The organism is Streptomyces sp. NPDC022552 (genome assembly GCF_055561875.1).
The window spans coordinates 1-20,673 of record NZ_JBVHGJ010000024.1 but is presented as its reverse complement, the minus strand read 5'-3'; the positions used below and the strand labels follow the sequence as shown (position 1 = coordinate 20,673).

General features: G+C 72.4%; 22 protein-coding genes. 15 read left to right on the top strand and 7 right to left on the bottom strand.

What is annotated here, in order from left to right; all coding sequences use genetic code 11:
- Positions 1 to 205: 205 nt before the first annotated feature.
- The 3 genes from ACZ3OF_RS35315 to ACZ3OF_RS35305 all read left to right on the top strand — a co-directional run bounded on the left by ACZ3OF_RS35315 (position 206) and on the right by ACZ3OF_RS35305 (position 2,331).
- Positions 206 to 1,189: a helix-turn-helix domain-containing protein gene (locus ACZ3OF_RS35315; RefSeq protein WP_361674397.1), complete on the top strand. Its 984-nt coding sequence runs from the start codon at positions 206 to 208 to the stop codon at positions 1,187 to 1,189.
- Positions 1,190 to 1,355: 166 nt separating this feature from the next.
- The gene (locus ACZ3OF_RS35310) at positions 1,356 to 1,838 is read left to right on the top strand and encodes a DUF456 domain-containing protein (RefSeq protein WP_361674398.1); all 483 of its coding nucleotides are present in this window, start codon (positions 1,356 to 1,358) and stop codon (positions 1,836 to 1,838) included.
- Positions 1,839 to 1,917: 79 nt separating this feature from the next.
- On the top strand, positions 1,918 to 2,331 hold the full coding sequence (locus ACZ3OF_RS35305) for a PPOX class F420-dependent oxidoreductase (RefSeq protein WP_361674400.1): 414 nt from the start codon (positions 1,918 to 1,920) through the stop codon (positions 2,329 to 2,331).
- Here ACZ3OF_RS35305 and ACZ3OF_RS35300 read toward each other — a convergent pair.
- The 5 genes from ACZ3OF_RS35300 to ACZ3OF_RS35280 all read right to left on the bottom strand — a co-directional run bounded on the left by ACZ3OF_RS35300 (position 2,297) and on the right by ACZ3OF_RS35280 (position 7,632).
- On the bottom strand, positions 2,297 to 2,743 hold the full coding sequence (locus ACZ3OF_RS35300) for a GNAT family N-acetyltransferase (RefSeq protein WP_361674402.1): 447 nt from the start codon (positions 2,741 to 2,743) through the stop codon (positions 2,297 to 2,299). The genes ACZ3OF_RS35305 and ACZ3OF_RS35300 overlap by 35 nt on opposite strands.
- A 4-nt stretch (positions 2,744 to 2,747) precedes the next feature.
- A complete protein-coding gene (locus ACZ3OF_RS35295; protein WP_361674404.1) occupies positions 2,748 to 4,127 on the bottom strand; it encodes a bifunctional transcriptional activator/DNA repair enzyme AdaA in 1,380 nt (459 codons plus the stop codon).
- A 507-nt stretch (positions 4,128 to 4,634) separates the two neighbouring features.
- Positions 4,635 to 5,759 carry a ribosome small subunit-dependent GTPase A gene (gene rsgA, locus ACZ3OF_RS35290; protein WP_467308930.1) on the bottom strand — a complete coding sequence of 375 codons (1,125 nt, stop codon included), beginning with the start codon at positions 5,757 to 5,759 and terminating at the stop codon, positions 4,635 to 4,637.
- Positions 5,760 to 6,111: 352 nt separating this feature from the next.
- Positions 6,112 to 6,306 carry a hypothetical protein gene (locus ACZ3OF_RS35285; protein WP_467308928.1) on the bottom strand — a complete coding sequence of 65 codons (195 nt, stop codon included), beginning with the start codon at positions 6,304 to 6,306 and terminating at the stop codon, positions 6,112 to 6,114.
- Positions 6,307 to 6,516: 210 nt separating this feature from the next.
- Positions 6,517 to 7,632, bottom strand: a complete 1,116-nt coding sequence (locus ACZ3OF_RS35280; RefSeq protein ID WP_467308926.1) for a sulfite oxidase — start codon at positions 7,630 to 7,632, stop codon at positions 6,517 to 6,519.
- A 250-nt stretch (positions 7,633 to 7,882) separates the two neighbouring features.
- Between ACZ3OF_RS35280 and ACZ3OF_RS35275 the strand changes: the two genes are divergently transcribed.
- Positions 7,883 to 8,281, top strand: a complete 399-nt coding sequence (locus ACZ3OF_RS35275) for a VOC family protein (protein WP_361674412.1) — start codon at positions 7,883 to 7,885, stop codon at positions 8,279 to 8,281.
- On the opposite strand, the gene ACZ3OF_RS35270 is transcribed toward ACZ3OF_RS35275, so the two are convergent.
- Together ACZ3OF_RS35270 and ACZ3OF_RS35265 are read right to left on the bottom strand one after the other, a co-directional pair.
- Positions 8,218 to 8,955: a helix-turn-helix domain-containing protein gene (locus tag ACZ3OF_RS35270; RefSeq protein WP_467308924.1), complete on the bottom strand. Its 738-nt coding sequence runs from the start codon at positions 8,953 to 8,955 to the stop codon at positions 8,218 to 8,220. The two genes, ACZ3OF_RS35275 and ACZ3OF_RS35270, sit on opposite strands and share 64 nt — an antisense overlap.
- Before the next feature lie 22 nt (positions 8,956 to 8,977).
- On the bottom strand, positions 8,978 to 10,093 hold the full coding sequence (locus ACZ3OF_RS35265; RefSeq protein WP_361674416.1) for a YihY/virulence factor BrkB family protein: 1,116 nt from the start codon (positions 10,091 to 10,093) through the stop codon (positions 8,978 to 8,980).
- Between the two features lie 17 nt (positions 10,094 to 10,110).
- On the opposite strand from ACZ3OF_RS35265, the gene ACZ3OF_RS35260 reads away from it, so the two are divergent.
- From ACZ3OF_RS35260 to ACZ3OF_RS35210, 11 genes are all read left to right on the top strand, one after another.
- Entirely contained in the window at positions 10,111 to 11,754 is a 1,644-nt protein-coding gene (locus ACZ3OF_RS35260; RefSeq protein WP_361674418.1) for an acyl-CoA dehydrogenase family protein, read from the top strand.
- 270 nt (positions 11,755 to 12,024) lie between these two features.
- The gene (locus ACZ3OF_RS35255; protein ID WP_361674420.1) at positions 12,025 to 13,341 is read left to right on the top strand and encodes a helix-turn-helix domain-containing protein; all 1,317 of its coding nucleotides are present in this window, start codon (positions 12,025 to 12,027) and stop codon (positions 13,339 to 13,341) included.
- Positions 13,342 to 13,521: 180 nt separating this feature from the next.
- Positions 13,522 to 14,088, top strand: coding sequence for a GNAT family N-acetyltransferase (locus tag ACZ3OF_RS35250; RefSeq protein WP_361674422.1), 567 nt, complete (start codon positions 13,522 to 13,524; stop codon positions 14,086 to 14,088).
- A 140-nt stretch (positions 14,089 to 14,228) separates the two neighbouring features.
- Positions 14,229 to 14,312, top strand: a complete 84-nt coding sequence (locus ACZ3OF_RS35245; protein ID WP_352077884.1) for a putative leader peptide — start codon at positions 14,229 to 14,231, stop codon at positions 14,310 to 14,312.
- Between the two features lie 126 nt (positions 14,313 to 14,438).
- Entirely contained in the window at positions 14,439 to 16,136 is a 1,698-nt protein-coding gene (locus ACZ3OF_RS35240) for a nitrite/sulfite reductase (protein ID WP_467308920.1), read from the top strand.
- A complete protein-coding gene (locus tag ACZ3OF_RS35235; RefSeq protein WP_361674425.1) occupies positions 16,133 to 16,312 on the top strand; it encodes a hypothetical protein in 180 nt (59 codons plus the stop codon). The genes ACZ3OF_RS35240 and ACZ3OF_RS35235 overlap by 4 nt, the downstream gene beginning before the upstream one ends.
- Positions 16,309 to 17,019 carry a phosphoadenylyl-sulfate reductase gene (locus ACZ3OF_RS35230; RefSeq protein WP_361674427.1) on the top strand — a complete coding sequence of 237 codons (711 nt, stop codon included), beginning with the start codon at positions 16,309 to 16,311 and terminating at the stop codon, positions 17,017 to 17,019. The genes ACZ3OF_RS35235 and ACZ3OF_RS35230 overlap by 4 nt, the downstream gene beginning before the upstream one ends.
- On the top strand, positions 17,019 to 17,585 hold the full coding sequence (gene cysC, locus ACZ3OF_RS35225) for an adenylyl-sulfate kinase (protein WP_467308918.1): 567 nt from the start codon (positions 17,019 to 17,021) through the stop codon (positions 17,583 to 17,585). Before ACZ3OF_RS35230 ends, cysC begins: the two co-directional genes overlap by 1 nt.
- A 91-nt stretch (positions 17,586 to 17,676) precedes the next feature.
- On the top strand, positions 17,677 to 18,612 hold the full coding sequence (gene cysD / locus ACZ3OF_RS35220; protein ID WP_361674430.1) for a sulfate adenylyltransferase subunit CysD: 936 nt from the start codon (positions 17,677 to 17,679) through the stop codon (positions 18,610 to 18,612).
- A 2-nt stretch (positions 18,613 to 18,614) separates the two neighbouring features.
- Positions 18,615 to 19,955 (top strand): sulfate adenylyltransferase subunit 1, encoded by a 1,341-nt coding sequence (locus ACZ3OF_RS35215; RefSeq protein ID WP_361674432.1) that lies wholly within the window; start codon positions 18,615 to 18,617, stop codon positions 19,953 to 19,955.
- A gap of 200 nt (positions 19,956 to 20,155) precedes the next feature.
- A partial coding sequence (locus ACZ3OF_RS35210) for an ABC transporter substrate-binding protein (RefSeq protein ID WP_467308915.1) occupies positions 20,156 to 20,673 on the top strand: 518 nt, incomplete at its 3' end.

Below are 20,673 nucleotides of genomic sequence, written 5' to 3'. Positions count from 1 at the left end.
GGCACGCAAAAGGCCCATGCCCGGAGGCTGTTGGTGCTGCGGTGACGCCACATTGGCAGAGGTGAGGGTGGTGCAGGGATGATGGGCGCGGCGGGAATACGTCGTGGCCGATTTCCGCCAGGGGGCCAACGGAACGAATGCGTCCGGTGAACGTCCTGGGAATGCCCGGGACGTCCCAGGACGTCCGGCGAGGGGTGGGACAGCGATGCTCGGAGCGATAGGTCTCGACGAACGGCAGGAATCGGCGTACCGCGCGCTCGTCGCGCTGGGGGCGGCGGAGGTCGCGGATCTGGCACACCGGCTCGCCCTGCCCGAGACGGACACCGAGCGGGCGCTGCGGCGCCTGGAGTCGCAGGGCCTGGCCGCGCAGTCCTCGGCACGGACGGGCCGGTGGGTCGCGGCGCCACCGGGGGTGGCCCTGGGCGCGCTGCTGACGCAGCAGCGGCACGAGTTGGAACAGGCCGAGCTGGCGGCGGCGCTGCTCGCGGAGGAGTACCGGGCGGAGGCGGCGGAGCCGGCCGTCCACGACCTGGTGGAGGTGGTGACCGGCGCGAGCGCCGTCACCCACCGCTTCCTCCAGCTCCAGCTGGGCGCGACCGACGAGGTCTGCGCGCTGGTGACGGGCAAGCCGATCGCGGTCACCGGGATGGAGAACGACGCGGAGGAGCTGGCGGCGGGGCGGGGCGTCTCCTACCGGGTGGTCATCGAGCGCGAGGTGCTGAGCCTGCCGTCGGGGATCGTCGAGCTGTCAGCGGCGCTCGGCCGTGACGAGCAGATCCGGGTGGTGGACCGGGTCCCCACCAAGCTGGTGATCGCGGACCGGACCCTGGCGATGGTCCCGCTGACCGGACGCGGGGCGGAGCCCGCGGCGCTCGTGGTTCACGCGAGCGGGCTCCTGGAGTCGCTCATGGGCCTCTTCGAGGCGGTCTGGCGCGACGCGCTGCCGCTGCGGCTCGGGGCGAGCGCGCAGATCACGGAGGCGGATGTGGCGGGTCCTGACGTGACGGACCTGGAGATCCTCTCGCTGCTCCTGGCCGGCATGACGGACGCGAGCGTGGCCAAGCAGCTCGACCTGGGCCTGCGTACGGTGCAGCGCCGGGTGAAGGGCCTGATGGAACTCTCGGGTGTGACGACCAGGCTCCAGCTGGGCTGGCACGCGTACGAGAAGGGGTGGGTGGCCCGCCGCTAGCGACGGACGAGCGCCCGGACGGCGGACGGACAGGGAGCGGGCGCTACGGAGGCCGGAGCCGGACAGGGGGTGGACGCGCCCCGGACGGCGGAGCAGAGAGGTGGGTGGGCCCCCCGTACGTACCCTGCGACCTGCGGGAAGATCATGGGTCCTGCACGCTGGGCAGATGGGTGTGTGGCAGCTGTTGCTCGTCGCGATGGTGATGCTGCTCGGCCTGTTCGGGGTACTGGCTCCCGGCGTGCCGGGGCCGTGGCTGGTGTGGGCGGCCATGCTCTGGTGGTCGCTGCACGAGCAGAGCGGCCTCGCCTGGATCCTGCTCGTCGCCTCGACCGCGCTGCTCCTGCTCACCCAGGTGGTGGTGTGGCTGCTGCCGCAACGCCGGATCCGCGGCGTCGGCATCACCCGGCGGATGGTGACGTACGCCGGGCTCGGCGCGTTCCTCGGCTTCTTCCTGATCCCCGTGATCGGCGCCGTCCCCGGTTTCATCGGCGGGATCTACCTCTGCGAACGGCTCCGCCTGGGCGGTCACGGCCAGGCCATGGCCTCCACGCGGACGGTCATGCGGGCGGCCGGGACGAGCATCCTCGTGGAGATGTTCGCCTGCCTGCTGATCGTCGGCGCGTGGGCCGGCGCGGTGATCTGGGGCTGAGGACCTAGGACCACGGCCCCCTGCCTCGTCGGTCGCACCGCCGATGCGCACGGCCCGGGACGGGAGCGATGCTGACCGTATGAGGGATTTCGAGGGATTCAGCGTCGCCGAGCTCGCCTACCTCCGCACCCAGCGGCTCGGTCGCATGGCCACGGTCGACCCCTCCGGCCAGCCGCAGGCCAACCCGGTGGGCTTCTTCCCCCAGGAGGACGGCACGGTCCTGGTCGGCGGGCTCGCGATGGGCCGCTCGAAGAAGTGGCGCAACCTCCGCGCCAACCCCAAGGTGGCGCTGGTGGTCGACGATCTCGCGAGCGTCCGTCCGTGGCGGGTGCGCGGGGTGGAGATCCGGGGCGAGGCCGAGCTGCGGGTGGGGCCGCACGAGCTCGGCCCGCACTTCAGCCAGGAGGTCATCCGGATCCACCCCCGCCGCATCCACAGCTGGGGGCTCCCGGAGAGCGTCACGGACCCTTCGGAAGATCGATCTGGTACTTGATGAAGCCGGTGTCGCGGGCGACCTTGTCGTAGAGGTGCCGGGCGGTGGTGTTGGACGCCTGGGTGTTCCAGTAGACACGGTCGCAGCCCTGCTCCTTCGCCCAGTCGGCCACGGCCGCGATCAGGGCCCGCGCCACGCCCCGGCCGCGCGCCTCGGGGTCGGTGAACAGGTCCTGCAGGTAGCAGACGTCCGGCCCCGAGGTGTTGGGGTGGACGAAGAAGTGGGTGAAGCCGACGAGCCGGCCGTCGAGCCGCGCGGCCCGGGCGTGCACCCGCGTGCCGTCCTGGAAGGCGGCCCAGGCCCGCTCGTAGAGGGCGTCGGGCTCGCTGCGGCCGTAGAAGTCCAGGTACGCGCGGAAGAGACGCTCCCAGGCGTCACGGTCGTCAGGGCCGAGCAGGTCTGTTTCGATCATGTAGTCATTCTGACGTGCGGGGTCCGAGCTCCCGATACCGGTGGGCGTACGACCGCCAGGGCCTCCATGCCTCGGAGCGGGCCCCGCCCCCGGGGTCCACGTCGGGGTCGCCGAGGGCCCGCATGCGGATGAGGGTGGCGTGGGCGGGCGAGACTCCGGGGACGGCGCGCAGGGCGATCTCGGCCTCGTCCCGGTCGGCGCCCGGATCGAGGCGTACGGCTCCGCCGGCGAGCGCCGTGGCCAGGGGGCCGGCCTGGGGGTGGGCGGTGAGCGCGGCGGGCTCGGGGAAGAGGTGGGTGAGGGTGCCGCAGGCGTTCTCCAGGGCCGTGCCCTGGGTGCGTACCAGCCGCGCCGCCTCGTCCGGACCGACCACGGTCCGCAGCGCGAACTCCTCGGGGTCGGCGGCGCCGGGCGACCGCAGGCCGGGGCGGGCGGCGACCCGCGCGGCGAGGGCGGGGTCGGCGCCGAGGCGCTCGGCGACGGCGTACGGGTCGGCGTCCAGGTCGAGGAGGCGGCGCAGCCGCTGGACGGCGGTGGTCAGGTCACGCAGGTCGGTGAGGTGGATCCGGGCCTCCAGCCAGGGCCCGGCGGCGCGCTCGTCGACGGAGACGATGCCGGTGCCGTACGGGAGGCGGAGCGTACGGCGGTAGGTGCGGGACCCGGGGTCGCCGAGCACCTCCTCGACGCCGGGCAGGGCCTCGGCGGCGAGCAGGCCGAAGACCTCGCGGGCGGCGTACGGGCCCCGGTGGGCGAGCCGGAGCGGGACGCCGGCGGCGAGTGCCGTACGGGGCCCCGCGCCGGTGCCGGACTCGGTGCGCAGCTCGGTGGGGGTACGGGCGTAGATGCGGCGGATCGTGTCGTTGAACTGGCGCACGCTGGCGAAGCCGGAGGCGAAGGCGATCTCGGTGACCGGCAGCCCGGTGGTCTGCAGGAGCAGCCGGGCGGTGTGCGCCCGCTGGGCGCGGGCGAGGGCGACGGGGCCCGCGCCGAGCTCGGCGGTGAGCTGGCGCTGCACCTGCCGGGCGCTGTAGCCGAGCCGTCCGGCGAGCCCGGGGACGCCCTCGCGGTCGACGACGCCGTCTCCGATCATGCGCATCGCGCGCCCGACGACGTCGGCGCGGACGTTCCACTCGGCGGACCCGGGCACGGCGTCCGGCCGGCAGCGTCGGCAGGCGCGGAAGCCGTGGCCTTGGGCGGCGGCGGCGGTCGGGAAGAACGTGACGTTCTTCCGCTTGGGGGTGACGGCGGGGCAGCTGGGCCGGCAGTAGATGCCGGTGGTCTCGACACCGAAGAAGAACGCCCCGTCGAACCGGGCGTCCCGACTGCTGACCGCCTCGTACCGGGTGTCCTCGCTGGTGACCGAAGTCAGTTCCTGGTGCCTCACGAGATCCAGTGTGCGGGGGGGTGATGGCCCGGCGCTGGCGGTTTTCGGACACGACGATGGCGGTCCACGGGATGCCGCCGGACCAGCCCGGTCACCCCGGGAGGGCCGGGCAGCCAGCCGCGCCGGCCGCAGGGCCGGGCGGGCGGGCCGGCCTGCCGGGCCGACGGCCGGGGGCCGCCCGGCCAGCGGGCCCAGCGGACTGACAGGCCAGCGTTTCGCCGCGAGCGCCCGATTCGGCCCGCTGGCCATCGGACGAGCGGCCAACAGCTCGGCGGCGTGCCGACGGGCTGACAGGCCGGCGGACCCCCGGCCGACGAAACGACCGCAGGCGCCCCGACGAGCCTGCTGACCACGGGCGGCGAACCCGACCGGCCAGCAGGACGACCGCCTTGCGACTCGGCGGCCTGCCGACTGTCGGGCGACAGGCCGCAGGCCATCGTCGGCGGGCCGGACGGCGGGGCAGGCGGCCTGCCGCCGAGCCGGGCGGCGGGCCGGCGGGGTGGTCGCCTAGCGGCCCGTGTGCCGGCCGCCGCCGCGCTTTGCTTCCATTGCCGCGCGGCCCTCCGCGCCCTTTCGCTTCCAGTCCTTGAGGATCTCGGCGCGCACGCGGGCATCCGTCTTGGCGACGATGCGCTGGTTCTCGCGCAGGAGCTTGCGGTAGCTCTCCAGCCGGCGCACGGACAGGGTGCCGTCATCGACCGCCGCCGTCACGGCGCAGCCGGGCTCCGCCTCGTGGGCGCAGTCGTGGAACCGGCAGCCATCGGCCAGGGCCTCGATCTCCGAGAAGACCTGGCCGACACCGGTCTCGGCGTCCCAGAGCCCGACGCCGCGCAGACCCGGCGTGTCGATGAGCACACCGCCCCCGGGCAGCGCGAGCAGGTTGCGCGTGGTCGTGGTGTGACGGCCCTTGCCGTCCACGTCACGGGCCGCCTGGACGCTCATCACGTCCTCGCCGAGGAGCGTGTTGGCGAGCGTGGACTTCCCGGCGCCGGAGACCCCGAGCAGCACGCTCGTCCCGCCCCCCACGACCGCGCGGAGCACGTCCAGCCCCTCGCCGGTCGCCGAGCTGACGGGAATCACCTGCACGCCCGGCGCCACGGTCTCCACGTCCTCGACGAGGTACGAGAGGCCGACCGGGTCGGGCACGAGGTCGGTCTTGCTGAGCACGACGAGCGGCTGGGCGCCGGACTCCCACGCCAGGGCGAGGAAGCGCTCGACGCGGCCGAGGTCGAGCTCGACGGCGAGGGAGACGGTGATGATCGCGTGGTCGACGTTGGCGGCGAGGATCTGGCCCTCGGACCGCTTGGACGACGTGGATCGCGCGAATGCCGTGCGGCGCGGGAGCAACGCCCGTACGTAACGGGGATCGCCGTCCGCGTCGACGACGGCCCAGTCGCCCGTGCAGATGACCTTCAGCGGGTCGCGCGGCACGACGAACTCGGTGTCGGCCCGCACGACGCCGACCGGGGTCATCAGGTCGCACTGACCGCGGTCGACCCGCAGCACCCGGCCGGGCAGAAGCCCCTGCTCGGCGTAGGGAGCGAACGCGGCCTCCCACCCTTCGTCCCAGCCGTACGGGACGAGAGCGTGCGAGAGAGAAGAGGAGGAACGGACAGGAGAGGAGAAAGACAAGGGGAACCCTTCGAAGGGTGGCCCCGGCACACGCCGAACGGCGTGGAAGAAAGGAAGAGTCAGCCGGCGGCCACGGAGGTGTCGTGGAAGACGTACGCGAAGCGGGCAGCGCCCGACGTGACAGCAGCCATCGGTCCACACCTCCTGAAGAGAACACGCTCGACTGACCGGCGGCCGTCAGTCGGCCGCCGAAGAACACGAGGATCGTAACCACGGCCCCTGGAGGCCCGCCACCCATTTTTCCGACCACGGCTCCATCCGCGGCCTGGCGCCCCCTGCACACCAGGGATGCACAAGCAACGCACCATCCACGAGCCGGTGTTGATGCAGACTCGGCCCACATGACTCCCCATCAGGAACCCCAGGACGCGTCGCGGGACGCGATCGCGCGGGGCTTCGCGGACGCGCTGTACGAGTGGGCCGCCGAGCGCGCCGCGCCGTACTGCACGGGGAGCGGGTGGCGATCCCGGCCCTCGCCGAAGGTCTTCGGCCGGCCGATGCCCACCGGCGGCAGCGTGTGGAGCATGCCCTTCGCTCCGGACGCCACACCGGCACCGTCGTCGCGGCGGGGCACTGCTGTCCGCCGGGCAGGACGGGGCACCGTACGGCTCCGGCAGACCGATCCCGCCGTGGCCAAGGCGTCTCTGCGCGCGTCGACGGCGCTCCGCCATGACCCCCGACGTCTGGAACGAGTTCGTGTCGCCCGCCCTGCCCTACGACCCGCCGTGCGGCTCACGACACCGGAGGCCGGAAGGCCTCAGACGACGACCACCTCGACCGTGGCCACGGGGTTGCAGCCGTAGCCCTGGGCGTTCCACGGGGCGCGGTCGGGCTGGGTGGCGCCGTGGGAGTCGGTCGCGCGGGCCAGGAGCCGGTACCGGCCCGGGCGGCGCGGCGTCCAGCGGTACGACCAGCCCGTCCAGGCGTACGGGCCGGTGGGCGGCTCGAGTTCGGCGTCGTGCCACTCCGCTTCCGGGACCCCCTCCCCCGGGCCGGTGCCGTCCTCGTCCTCGGCCCGGATCTCGACCCGGCCCACGGTCCGGCCGGCACCCGACCAGGCCCTGCCGCGTACGACGGTCTGTGTGCCGCGGCGCAGATCCTCGTCCGGTTCGGGCGCGGTGATGAGCGACTTGACGCGGATGGCCGTGACGGGACCGTCGGGGGCGCCGTCCGAGGCGATGTAGACGTACTCCTCGGTCTGGAAGACGCCGGTGAAGGGCTCGGTGACGGCCCGCGCCCCGGTCAGCCACTTCACGTCAGCGACCGCGTACCGCCCGGGGACCACGAGCCGGACCGGGGCGCCGTGCTCGGGCGGGAGCGGTTCGCCGTTCATGTGGGTGGCGAGAAGGGTGTCCGGGTGGAGGGCCTCGGCGAGCGGGAGGGCGCGCTCGAAGGCCGTGCGGTGGCCGTGGACGGTGCCGGCGTCGGCTCCGGCGAAGACGAACTCGACCGTCGCCGGGTCGAGGCCGGCCCGGTCGGCGACGAGGTGGAAGGGCACGCCCGCGAACCGGGCGCAGCCGACGGCCCCTCGGCCCCAGGGCAGCCCTGGCGGGCGCGGGTTCATCAGGGCGCGTCCGTTGCCCGCGCACTCCAGGACGACGTCGAACTCGCGGCGGCCGGGGCGCCCGAGGGCGATGAGGTCCTCGTAGTCCAGGGTGAGCGGCGCGGTCACGGCGCCGTCGACGCGCAGCCGCCAGTGGGCGGTCTCCGTGGGCGGGACGCCGAAGTGGTCCCGTACGAAGAGGGCGTCGGCGGGCGTGACCGGATCGGCCAGCGCGGCCATCGGCGTCTGCGCGTTGTACGGCTCGGTGGTCACCGTCTCGGGCACCCAGGCGGTCGCGCCGGGCCCTCGGGGAATGGCCGATGCGGTCATGCCGACACCTCCGTGGGGCGCGGTCCCGCTCTCAGCGTACGTCCGGCCAGGCCGGGCTACCCGACGAGCGGACGAGGTGCCCCGGAGGTGGCGGTTCCGCTGACATGGACGGGACCGTCGAACCGAGCGCGGCCCTCGGTCCCAACTCCGTCCCCCTCCGACCCCTCCGCCCTCCGCCCTCCGCCCTCCGCCCCACCCGACGTCCGATTCGTACAAGACCGCGTATCCGCCCCCTGCCTACCGTTGCCCCATGAACACACCACGACTGGACGTCATCGGCCTCGTCGTCTCCGACATGGCCGCCTCGCTCGCCTTCTACCGGCGGCTCGGGCTCGACATTCCGGCCGACGCCGACACCGCGCCGCACGTGGAGGCCGCTCTGCCCGGAGGGATGCGGATCGCGTGGGACACGGAGGAGGTCATCGCCTCCTTCGACCCCGGCTGGAGCCGGCCCGAGGGCGGTGACCGGGTCGGGCTCGCGTTCCTCTGCGACTCTCCACGGGAGGTGGACGCCACGTACGAGTCGCTCGTCGCCGCCGGGTACCGGGGACATCTGAAGCCCTGGGACGCCGTGTGGGGGCAGCGCTACGCCGTCGTGCTCGACCCGGACGGCTGCGGGGTCTCCCTCTTCGCCCAGGCCGACGCGTAGGCGGTCAGGGTCGTGCCGGCCAGCGCCCTGGTCTCGCGTGCCAGGTGGGCCTGGTCGGCGCAGCCCGCGCCGAGCGCGGCCTCGGCGTAGGGAACCCCGGCCCTGACCAGGGCGAGCGCGCGCTGGAGGCGGAGGATCCGGGCCAGGGTCTTGGGCCCGTAGCCGAAGGCGTCCAGGGACCGCCGGTGGAGCTGCCGCGCGCCGACGCCGACGGCGTCGGCCGTCTCCCCGACGGGCCGGCCGGCGGCGAGGCGCCGGGCGACGGCGCGGATCAGCGGGTCGGGCTCCGGGGCGTCGGCGGCGCGGCGGACGGCGACGCCCTCGAGGGCGGCGGCGGGGTCGGGCGCGGCGGAGATCCGTTCGCCGAGCCGCCGGGCCCGCGCCTCTCCCCACAGCGCGCCCAGCTCGACCCGCCGGTCGCACAGGGCGCTCGCCGGTACGCCGAGCAGCGCGGGTGCGTCACCGGGTGCGAACCGGATCCCGGCGTAGCGGCCCGGGCCGCCCTCGGGGAGGAACGCGAAGGTGTCGGGGCCCGCGACGAGCAGCCGGCCGTCGCACCACAGCAGGTCCATGCACCCGTCGGGCAGTACCGGTACCGGACCGGCGCCCGCGGGGCGTGGCGTGAGGGTCCAGACGACCGCGCCGTCCAGGCGCGCGGGGCGTTCCTCGTACACCCTCCCGAGCCTAGGCCCGGTGCTAGTCCTTCTCCCAGCCGGAGTGGAGTCGTGACTTCACGTCGTCCGGGGGGAGGAAGCGGGACCAGCGTTCGGGGAACTCCGACGGCATGTCCGGGTCGTCCTCGTCCACCTCCTCCGCCTCCGCGCGCAGCCGCGCGACCAGCTCGGCGGCCTGGGCGGCGCGGACGCGGTCGCTGGCCTCGCGGGCGGCGGCGGTGGCGACCGAGGGCCAGACCCGGTCGATCGCCGCGTTGACCGCCGCGCCGACGAGCACGGCGAAGGCCGAGATGCCGATCCAGAGGAGGACGGCGATGGGCGCCGCGAGGGAGCCGTAGATGGTCGGGCCCTCGACCTGGCTGGTGAGGTAGATCCGCAGCAGGAAGCTGCCGAGCACCCACATCGCGAGCGCCACCAGCGCGCCCGGGATGTCCTCGATCCACGGCGATCTGACGGGCACGGACACGTGGTAGAGCGTGGTGAGGAACGCGATGGAGAGCAGGATGACGACCGGCCAGTACAGGACGGAGGCGACTTCCGTGCCCCAGGGGATCAGCTCCACCACCCGGTCGGGTCCGACCACGGCGAGCGGCAGCACGACCGCGCCGATGAGCAGCGCCACGATGTAGAGCAGGAAGGCGAGGAGCCGGGTCTTGACGATGCCGCGGTGGCCGTCGAGTCCGTACATCACCGTGATGGTGTCGATGAAGACGTTCACGGCGCGCGAGCCGGACCACAGGGCGATGGCGAAGCCGAGCGAGACCAGTTCGGGGCGGGTGCCCTGGGTGACGTCGTCCAGGAGCGGTTTGGCGATCTGGCGTACGCCCCGGTCGGAGAGGACCGTCCGGGCCGCGTTGAGGATGTTCTCCTCGATGCTGGCGACGGTGTCGGTGTTGGTCCAGTCGTCGGCGTAGCCGAGGAGCGCGATCAGTCCGAGGAGCAGCGGGGGCAGGGACAGCAGGGTGAAGAACGCCGCCTCGGCGGCGAGACCGAGGATGCGGTACTCGATGCACGAGTTGACGGTGTCCTTCAGGAGCAGCCAGACCATCTTCCGCTTGGATACGTTGCGGTAGAGGACGCGCGCCCGGTGGAGTCTGTTCCCGGGCCGCCGCTCGGGTGTTTCGTTTGCTGCCTGCACCTCCTTACCGTATCGGCATGGCACCCAGCACCCACACCGTGACCAACCAGCCTCCGCCCCTGGTCGGATACGACGTGTTCACGGCGGACCGGGCACTCGCGGAGGCGGTGGAGCGGCATCTGCCGCCGGAGGTCTTCGCGGACGCACGCGAGGATCTGGCGGACCTCGGCCGCTCCGCCGGGTCGGCGCAGGCGGCGGAGTGGGGGGTGCTGGCTAACGAGCACCCCCCACGGCTGCGGACCCACGACCGGTACGGGAACCGGATCGACGAGGTCGCGTTCCACCCCGCCTGGCACCGGCTCCTGGGCCGGGCCGTGGGCGCCGGTCTCACGGACGCGTGGGGCCGTCCGGGTGGTCATGTGCGACGGGCGGCCGCCTTCGTCCTCACGACGCAGGTCGAGGCGGGGCACGGCTGCCCGGTGTCCATGACCCACGCCGCGGTTCCCGTGCTGCGCACGGACCCGGAGCTGGCCGCCGTGTGGGAGCCGCTGCTGACGTCCCGTGTGTACGAGGAGGAGCTGCGGCCGCCGCAGGAGAAGAGCGGGGTGCTCCTCGGGATGGGGATGACGGAGAAGCAGGGCGGCAGCGACGTCCGGACGAACACGACCGAGGCGCGGGCGCTCTCGGGGGCGGACGGGGACGGGTACGTACTGACGGGGCACAAGTGGTTCTGTTCGGCGCCGATGTCGGACGGCTTCCTGGTGCTCGCGCAGGCGCCCGGGGGGCTGACGTGCTTCCTGGTGCCGCGGGTCCTGCCGGACGGGACGCGCAACGCGTTCGCGATCCAGCGGCTCAAGGACAAGCTCGGCAACCGGTCCAACGCCTCCGCCGAGGTCGAGTTCGACGGGACGACGTGGGCGCGCCGTGTCGGCGACGAGGGGCGCGGGGTCCGCACGATCATCGGGATGGTGGCGGCGACGCGCCTCGACTGTGTGCTGGGCTCGGCGGCGCTGATGCGGCAGGCGGTCGCGCAGGCCGTGCACCACGCCTCGTACCGCCGGGCGTTCGGGGGCGAGCTGATCGACAAGCCGCTGATGCGCAATGTGCTGGCCGATCTGGCCCTGGAGTCGGAGGCGGCGACGGTCCTCGGGATGCGGCTCGCGGCGGCGTACGACGCCGACTCGGAGGCGGAGCGGGCGTTCGCGCGGATCGCGGTGCCGGTGGCCAAGTACTGGGTGACGAAGCGGTGCACGCCGCTGGTGGCGGAGGCGCTGGAGTGCCTGGGCGGCAACGGCTACGTGGAGGAGTCCGGGATGCCGCGGCTGCTGCGCGAGTCGCCGCTCAACTCGATCTGGGAGGGCTCCGGCAACGTCCAGGCCCTGGACGTGCTGAGGGTCCTGCGGCAGGAGCCGATGGCGCTGAACGCGTTTTTGACGGAGGTCGGCAAGGCGCGGGGCGCGGATCACCGGCTCGACCGGGCGATCAAGGGGATGCTGACCGAACTGGCCGATCTGGACGGGATCGAGGGGCGCGCGCGGCGGCTGGTGGAGCGGATGGCGCTGGTCCTCCAGGGGGCGCTGCTGGTGCGGTGGGCCCCGGCGGAGGTGGCGGACGCTTTCTGCGCGTCACGGCTCGGCGGCGACTGGGGTGCGGCGTTCGGGACGCTGCCGTCGACGCTGGATCTGGCCGCGGTGGTGGAACGGGCGCGGGCGGAGGTCTGATCAGGTACGTCGCCGGGCCGGCCGGCGTCGCCCGGCGCGTCCGCCGAGGGCGCGGCGCATACGAAAAGCGGTGGGTGGTGCTGCGCCGACACGGCACCACCCGCCGCTCGCACCACCCTCATGCACGAGAGCGGTTGCTTCCAGAGTTGCAAAGGGTTGCAGGATTACCCGAACCGCCCTTCGCGGGGGAGTTCAGGACGGCACGATGGGCACCAGGGCTCCGCAAATCTGCAGAACCGATACAGCGCCGCGGGTGGCTGGGAGAGACCGATGACGAACACTCGGCTGAACAACACGCGTCTCGACATGAAGCGGCTCGCCGCCATGGACGCCGCCCAGGCGACCCGACTGCTGCATCGCGTACGGGAGGAGACGCTGGCCGGCCGCACGCCGCCGATCGCTCCCAGACCGGTCATCGACGCCTCCTGGCAGCGGATGTTCCGGCTGGGTCTCGACCCGGACCAGGGCACGAGCACGGTGCTGCTCCAGCGGGACGAGCTGGAGGAGCGCCGGCGCACGACGGTCCTCGGCGAGGTGATGCGCACGCTGAGCACGATGCTGACCGGGATCGCGGACGCCTCGATGCAGATCATGGTGGTGACGGACGAGCAGGGCCGGGTGCTGTGGCGCGAGGGCAACCTCGCGGTGATGCGGCAGGCCAACGGCATCTGTCTGGAGGAGGGCGCGGCCTGGACCGAGCACACCACCGGGACGAACGCGGTGGGGACGGCGCTCGCGATGCGGCGGGCCGTCCAGGTCCACTCGGCCGAGCACTACGTCCATACGCTGCACAACTGGACCTGCGCGGCGGCCCCGGTCCACGATCCGCGCGACCACCGGCTGTTGGGGATCGTGGATGTGAGCGGGCCGGCGTCCAGCTTCCATCCGTCGACGCTCGCGCTGGTCGGTTCGGTCGCCCAGCTCGCGGAGGCGGAGATGCGTGACCGTCATCTGCGGTCGATCGAGCGGCTGAGGTCGGTGGCCGCCCCGATCCTGTGCCGGGTGGGGGGACGGGCGGTCGCGGTGGACACGCACGGCTGGACGGCGGCGGTGACCGGGATGGCGCCGGTGGACCGGATCGTGCTGCCCAAGTCGTTCCGCGCAGGGCGGGTGTGGCTGCCGTCGCTCGGGATGTGCGCGGTGGAGCCGCTGCCGGGCGGCTGGCTGCTGCGGGTCGAGGACGAGGACCGGGCGGGCGCGGCGCCGGCCGGGGAGTCGGCGAGCCGGGTGGTGCTCGACCTGAGCCGGCCACGCCGGTGGTCGGTCGCGGTCTCGGGGGCGGCGGGGAGCTGGTCCCAGCAGCTGAGCCCGCGCCACGCCGAGCTGCTGTACGTACTGGCGCTGCACCGTGACGGGCGGACGGCGGCGGAGCTGGCCGAGGACGTGTTCGGCGACCGGACGAGGACGGTGACGGTACGGGCGGAGATGTCGCGGATCCGCCGGAACCTGGCGAGTGTGCTGGCCCACCGCCCGTACCGCTTCAGCGAGGAGGTGGAGGTCGCGATCGTGACCCCCGAGCACCCGGCGGACCTCCTCCCCCACTCGACGGCCCCGGCGGTACGGTCCGCCCGGCTGGGGCGGGGGTAGGCGGGGAGGCTGCGCGCCGCCTGGCGGGTGGCTCTCCCGCGGTCGACCGAGCCCGCTTGTCCACCATGTGGACAGGTGGCCCACACGGCCGGTCCCGGTACACCGCCCGGCGCCTCCGGCGGCGCTCACCGAGCCGGGGCCGCCCTGGGAATCCTGGGCTCCGCATGATCCGATGAGGTCATGCGCATCACTCTCACCACCTGGTCCCTCGAACAGACCTCGCCGTCCGATCTGCGTCCCGCCACCCCGCCGGAGGGGGACGACCTCACGATCCGGCGCGCCGAGGTGCCCTCCCCCGAGTACAGCCGCTTCCTCTATACGGCGGTCGGCGGCGACATCCGCTGGAACGACCGGCTGTCGCTGACGTACAAGCAGTGGCAGGAGATCGTCGAGAAGCCCGGGGCCGAGATCTGGGTGGCGTACGAGAAGGGGACGCCGGCCGGGTACGTGGAGCTGGACCCGCAGGACGACGGTGTGGTGGAGATCGTCTACTTCGGACTGATCCCCGCCTTCCGGGGCCGCCGGATGGGCGGGCATCTGCTCTCGTACGGGGTCCAGCGCGCCTGGGACCTGGCCGAGCGCTGGCCGGAGCGGGAGGCGACCCGTCGGGTGTGGCTGCACACGTGCTCGCTGGACGGCCCGCACGCGATGGACAACTATCTGCGCCGGGGCTTCCGGCTCTTCGACACCAAGGTGGAGGAGGTCGAGGAGTCCGAGACGCCCGGCCCCTGGCCCGGCGCGCACTGACCGGTCGCCCACGTCCGTCCCGGGCCCGCGGGAGGGCCCGGGACGTGACCCACGCCACACCGTCTCGCGATGCGGGACACTCATGTCCACATTGCGGACGAAGCTGGACTGAGTCCAAAGCCCCGTGACACGCTTCCGTCATGTCTGGAACTGGAATTGCCTTGGTGAGTCGGCGGCACGTCGACCTCGGCCGCATGTCCAGCGCCATGTGTTCGGCGCGCTGAGAGAACCAGCACCTCCCCGAGCACCTTTCAGACCGACCCTGCTGCGCACCGTCGCGCCATCCCCTGACCCATGTACGAGTGTGCAGGTCAGAGCCGCCCTCCCGCAGTCCCGAAGGACACATCGCCATGGCCGCCACCCCGGAAAACCCCGCACCCGCAACGCCCCGCCGCAAGGTGAGCCGTCACCGTGGCGAGGGCCAGTGGGCCGTGGGGCACTTCACCCCGCTGAACGGCAATGAGCAGTTCAAGAAGGACGACGACGGTCTCAATGTGCGGACACGCATTGAGACGATCTACTCCAAGCGCGGATTCGACTCGATCGACCCCAACGACCTGCGGGGCCGCATGCGCTGGTGGGGTCTGTACACCCAGCGCAAGGAAGGCCTCGACGGCACCAAGACCGGTGTCCTGGAGCCGGAGGAGCTGGACGCGGAGTACTTCATGCTCCGGGTCCGCATCGACGGCGGCCGGCTGACGACCGAGCAGCTGCGGGTCATCGGCGAGATCTCGCAGGAGTTCGCGCGCGGGACGGCGGACATCACCGACCGGCAGAACGTGCAGTACCACTGGATCCGGATCGAGGACGTCCCCGAGATCTGGAACCGCCTGGAGGCCGTCGGCCTGTCGACCACCGAGGCCTGCGGTGACACCCCGCGTGTCATCCTCGGCTCCCCGGTCGCCGGGATCGCCGAGGACGAGATCATCGACGGCACCCCCGCCATCGAGGAGATCTACCGCCGGATCGTGGGCAACAAGGACTTCTCCAACCTGCCCCGCAAGTTCAAGTCGGCCGTCTCCGGCTCGCCGCTGCTCGACGTGGCGCACGAGATCAACGACATCGCCTTCGTCGGCGTGAACCACCCGGAGCACGGCCCCGGCTTCGACGTCTGGGTCGGCGGCGGCCTCTCCACCAACCCCAAGCTGGGCGTCCGCCTCGGCACCTGGGTCTCCCTCGACGAGGTCCCGGACGTCTACGAGGGCGTCATCTCGATCTTCCGCGACTACGGCTACCGCCGGCTGCGCACCCGCGCCCGGCTGAAGTTCCTCGTCGCCGACTGGGGCCCGGAGAAGTTCCGCCAGGTCCTGGAGGACGAGTACCTGAAGCGCAGGCTGACGGACGGTCCCGCCCCGGAGCAGCCGGCCGGCCAGTGGCGCGACCACGTGGGCGTCCACCGGCAGAAGGACGGCCGCTTCTACGTCGGCTTCGCCCCGCGCGTCGGCCGCGTCGACGGCACCACGCTCACCAAGATCGCGGAGATCGCCGAGGCGCACGGCTCGGGCCGGGTCCGTACCACCGCCGAGCAGAAGATGATCGTCCTGGACGTCGAGGAGGCGCAGGTCGAGTCGATCGTCTCCGCCCTCGAGTCCCTGGACCTGCGGGTCAACCCCTCGCCGTTCCGGCGCGGGACGATGGCCTGCACCGGCATCGAGTTCTGCAAGCTGGCGATCGTCGAGACCAAGGCGCGCGGCGCCTCCCTGATCGACGAACTCGAGCGCCGCATCCCCGAGTTCGACGAGCCGATCACCATCAACATCAACGGCTGCCCCAACGCCTGCGCCCGCATCCAGGTCGCGGACATCGGTCTCAAGGGCCAGCTGGTCCTGGACGACGAGGGCAACCGTGTCGAGGGCTACCAGGTGCACCTGGGCGGCGCCCTCGGCCTGGAGGCCGGCTTCGGCCGCAAGGTCCGTGGCCTGAAGGTCACGTCGGCCGAGCTGCCGGACTACGTCGAGCGGGTCCTCACGCGCTTCCAGGAGCAGCGCGAGGACGGCGAGCGCTTCGCAACCTGGGCGGCGCGCGCGTCGGAGGAGGCCCTCTCATGAGCGAGCGTGCCGCGCCCTTCTACTGCCCGTACTGCGGCGACGAGGACCTGTTCCCGCACGAGAACGGTCACGGGGCCTGGGAATGCCGGGCGTGCAGTCGAGCCTTCCAGTTGAAGTTCCTGGGGCTCCTCGCCCCCGGTACTTCGAGCAACTCCACTGGAGGGGAACCGATATGACGACGACTCAGGCGATCACCGAGGACACCGACCTGAAGGCGCTCGCCGAGCAGGCCGGACGCGACCTGGAGGACGCCTCCGCGCTGGAGATCCTCCGGTGGGCGGGGGAGACCTTCGGCAAGCAGTTCTGCGTCACGTCCTCCATGGAGGACGCGGTCGTCGCCCACCTCGCCTCACGCGCCATGCCCGGGGTCGACGTCGTCTTCCTCGACACCGGCTACCACTTCCCCGAGACCATCGGCACCCGTGACGCGGTCGACGCGGTGATGGACGTCGACGTCATCACCCTGACCCCGCGTCAGTCGGTCGCCGAGCAGGACGCCGAGTACGGCCCGAAGCTGCACGACCGGGACCCGGACCTGTGCTGCGCGCTGCGCAAGGTCAAGCCGCTCGAAGAGGGCCTGACCGCGTACCGCGCGTGGGCGACCGGCCTGCGCCGCGACGAGTCCCCGACCCGGGCGAACACCCCGGTCGTCGGCTGGGACGAGAAGCGGCGGAAGGTCAAGATCTCCCCCATCGCCCGCTGGACGCAGGACGACGTCGACGCGTACGTCGCCCAGCACGGCGTCCTCACCAACCCGCTCCTCATGGACGGTTACGCCTCCGTCGGCTGCGCGCCCTGCACCCGCCGCGTCGCGGAGGGCGAGGACGCCAGGGCCGGCCGGTGGGCCGGCCGGGCCAAGACGGAATGCGGGCTGCACGGCTGATGACCACCACTGAGACTTCCCAGGAGAACCACGTGACCGGTGCCACCATCTGGCTCACGGGCCTGCCCAGCGCCGGCAAGACCACCATCGCGTACGAGCTCGCCGCCAGGCTGCGCGGCGAGGGCCGCCGGGTCGAGGTGCTCGACGGCGACGAGATCCGCGAGTTCCTCTCCGCGGGCCTCGGCTTCAGCCGCGAGGACCGGCACACCAATGTGCAGCGGATCGGCTTCGTCGCCGAACTGCTCGCCTCGAACGGTGTGCAGGTGCTGGTCCCGGTCATCGCTCCGTACGCGGACAGCCGGGAGGCCGTCCGCAAGCGTCACGAGTCCGAGGGCACCCCGTACGTCGAGGTGCATGTCGCCACTCCGGTGGACGTGTGCTCCGTACGCGATGTGAAGGGGCTGTACGCCAAGCAGGCCGCGGGCGAGATCAGCGGCCTGACCGGGGTCGACGACCCGTACGACGAGCCGGCCGACCCCGATCTGCGGATCGAGTCCCAGAACCAGACCGTGCAGGAGTCGGCGGCGCAGCTCCACGCGCTGCTCACCGAGAGGGGCCTGCTGTGAGCGACGCGCGCGCGGCCGCTCAGCCGCAGACGGATACCCAAGCCGCGCCCCTGCGCCGCGCGGGCGGAGAAGCTCACGAAAGGGGTGCAGCGTGACCATCGTTGCCCATGTTCATGAGGAGACCGACAGCCCGTTCGCGCTGTCGCACCTGGACTCGCTCGAGTCCGAGGCCGTCCACATCTTCCGCGAGGTGGCGGGGGAGTTCGAGCGGCCGGTGATCCTCTTCTCCGGCGGCAAGGACTCCATCGTCATGCTGCACCTGGCGCTCAAGGCGTTCGCGCCGGCGCCGGTGCCGTTCACGCTGCTGCACGTCGACACGGGGCACAACTTCCCCGAGGTCATCGAGTACCGCGACCGGGTCGTGGCCGAGCACGGGCTGCGGCTGCACGTCGCCTCCGTCCAGGAGTACATCGACGCCGGGAAGCTGCGGGAGCGTCCCGACGGGACGCGCAACCCGCTCCAGACCGTGCCGCTGACCGAGGCGATCCAGCAGCACCGTTTCGACGCCGTCTTCGGCGGCGGCCGGCGCGACGAGGAGAAGGCCCGCGCGAAGGAGCGGGTGTTCTCCCTGCGCGACGAGTTCTCGCAGTGGGACCCGCGGCGCCAGCGCCCCGAGCTGTGGCAGCTCTACAACGGCCGCCACGCGCCCGGTGAGCACGTCCGCGTCTTCCCGCTCTCCAACTGGACCGAGCTGGACGTCTGGCAGTACATCGCCCGCGAGTCCATCGACCTGCCGGAGATCTACTTCGCCCACGAGCGCGAGGTCTTCGCCCGCAACGGCATGTGGCTGACGGCCGGCGAGTGGGGCGGCCCCAAGGACACCGAGACGGTGGAGACGCGGCTGATCCGCTACCGCACCGTCGGTGACATGTCCTGCACGGGCGCCGTCGACTCCGACGCCACCACGCTGGACGCCGTCATCGCCGAGATCGCCGCCTCCCGCCTCACCGAGCGGGGTGCGACCCGCGCCGACGACAAGATGTCCGAGGCCGCGATGGAAGACCGCAAGCGCGAAGGGTACTTCTAGCCATGACGAGCACCACCGAGCAGTTCGCCGACGTCTCGGCGACCACCCTGCTGCGTTTCGCGACCGCCGGATCCGTCGACGACGGCAAGTCCACGCTCGTGGGCCGCCTCCTGCACGACTCCAAGTCGGTCCTGACGGACCAGCTGGAGGCCGTGGAGGCGGCGTCCATCAAGCGCGGCCAGGAGGCCCCGGACCTGGCGCTGCTCACCGACGGCCTGCGGGCCGAGCGGGAGCAGGGGATCACGATCGACGTGGCGTACCGCTACTTCGCCACGCCCCGGCGCCGGTTCATCCTGGCCGACACCCCCGGGCACGTGCAGTACACCCGGAACATGGTCACCGGCGCCTCCACCGCCGAGCTGGCCGTGGTCCTGGTCGACGCGCGCAACGGCGTGGTCGAGCAGACCCGCCGTCACGCGGCCGTCGCGGCGCTGCTGCGGGTGCCGCACGTGGTCCTGGCCGTCAACAAGATGGACCTCGTCGACTACGCGGAGCCCGTCTTCGCCGCGATCGCCGAGGAGTTCACGACGTACGCCTCCGAGCTCGGCGTCCCGGAGATCACCGCGATCCCGATCTCCGCGCTGGCCGGCGACAACGTGGTGGAGCCGTCCGCCAACATGGACTGGTACGGCGGCCCGACCGTCCTGGAGCACCTGGAGACCGTGCCGGTCAGCCACGACCTGACGGCCTGCCACGCGCGGTTCCCCGTCCAGTACGTGATCCGCCCGCAGACCGCCGAGCACCCGGACTACCGGGGCTACGCCGGTCAGATCGCGGCCGGTGCCTTCCGGGTCGGCGAGCAGATCACCGTACTGCCGTCGGGGAAGACCTCCACGATCACCGCGATCGACGCGCTGGGCGAGTCGGTGGACATCGCCTGGGCGCCGCAGTCGGTCACGATCCGGCTGGCGGACGACATCGACATCTCGCGCGGCGATCTCCTCGCCCCGAGCGGTGACGCCCCGGCCACCAGCCAGGACGTCGAGGCGACGGTCTGCCATGTGGCGGACCAGCCGCTGACCGTGGGCCAGCGCGTGCTGCTCAAGCACACCACGCGCACGGTCAAGGCGATCGTCAAGGAGATCCCGTCCCGGCTGACCCTGGACGACCTCTCCCAGCACCCCGAGCCGGGGCAGCTGGTCGCCAACGACATCGGCCGGGTCAAGGTCCGTACCGCCGAGCCGCTCGCGCTCGACGCGTACGCCGACTCTCGCCGTACGGGTTCGTTCCTGCTGATCGACCCCGCGGACGGCACCACGCTCGCGGCCGGCATGGCGGGCACGTCCTTCGCCGACGCCAAGGTCGTGACGGCCGTCGCGGACGACGAGGGCTGGGACTTCTGACATGACGTACGACGCCTACGGCACCTTCGCCAAGGAGGGCGGCCGTGTGGGTTCCGGCGCCCTCGGCGCGGGCAGCGGAGGGGTCGCGCGATGTGCGTGCTGATGCCGGCGCGTCGCGTACGCGGCGCGATTCCGCCCCACCCGTTCCACGACCGACATAGCCGAAGAAGCCTTCGAAGACCCTGAGGGGAACCACCTCCGTGCCTGCCTCCCGTACGACTCCACGCCGCTCACTCGTCGCCGCCGCGGCCCTGCCGCTGCTGATCGGCGCGCTGGCCTCCTGCGGCTACGGGTCCCAGGCGAAGAGCGACGAGCAGAAGGTCGCGGCGGTGGGCGAGAAGCTCTCGGCCGACACGGTCCGGCTCGGGTACTTCCCGAACCTGACCCACGCCACCGCACTCGTCGGTGACGAAGAGGGCATCATCCAGAAGGAGCTGGGCGGAACCCGGCTTAAGGTCTCCACCTTCAACGCCGGTCCCTCCGCGATCGAGGCGCTGAACGCCGAGTCGATCGACATCGCGTACATCGGCCCCTCTCCCGCGATCAACGGCTACACGAAGTCCCAGGGCAAGAACCTGCGGGTCATCGGGGGTTCGGCCTCCGGCGGTGTGAAGCTGGTCGTGAACCCGGAGAAGATCAAGACCCTGGACGACGTCAAGGGCAAGCGGATCGCCACCCCGCAGCTCGGCAACACCCAGGACGTCGCCTTCCTCAACTG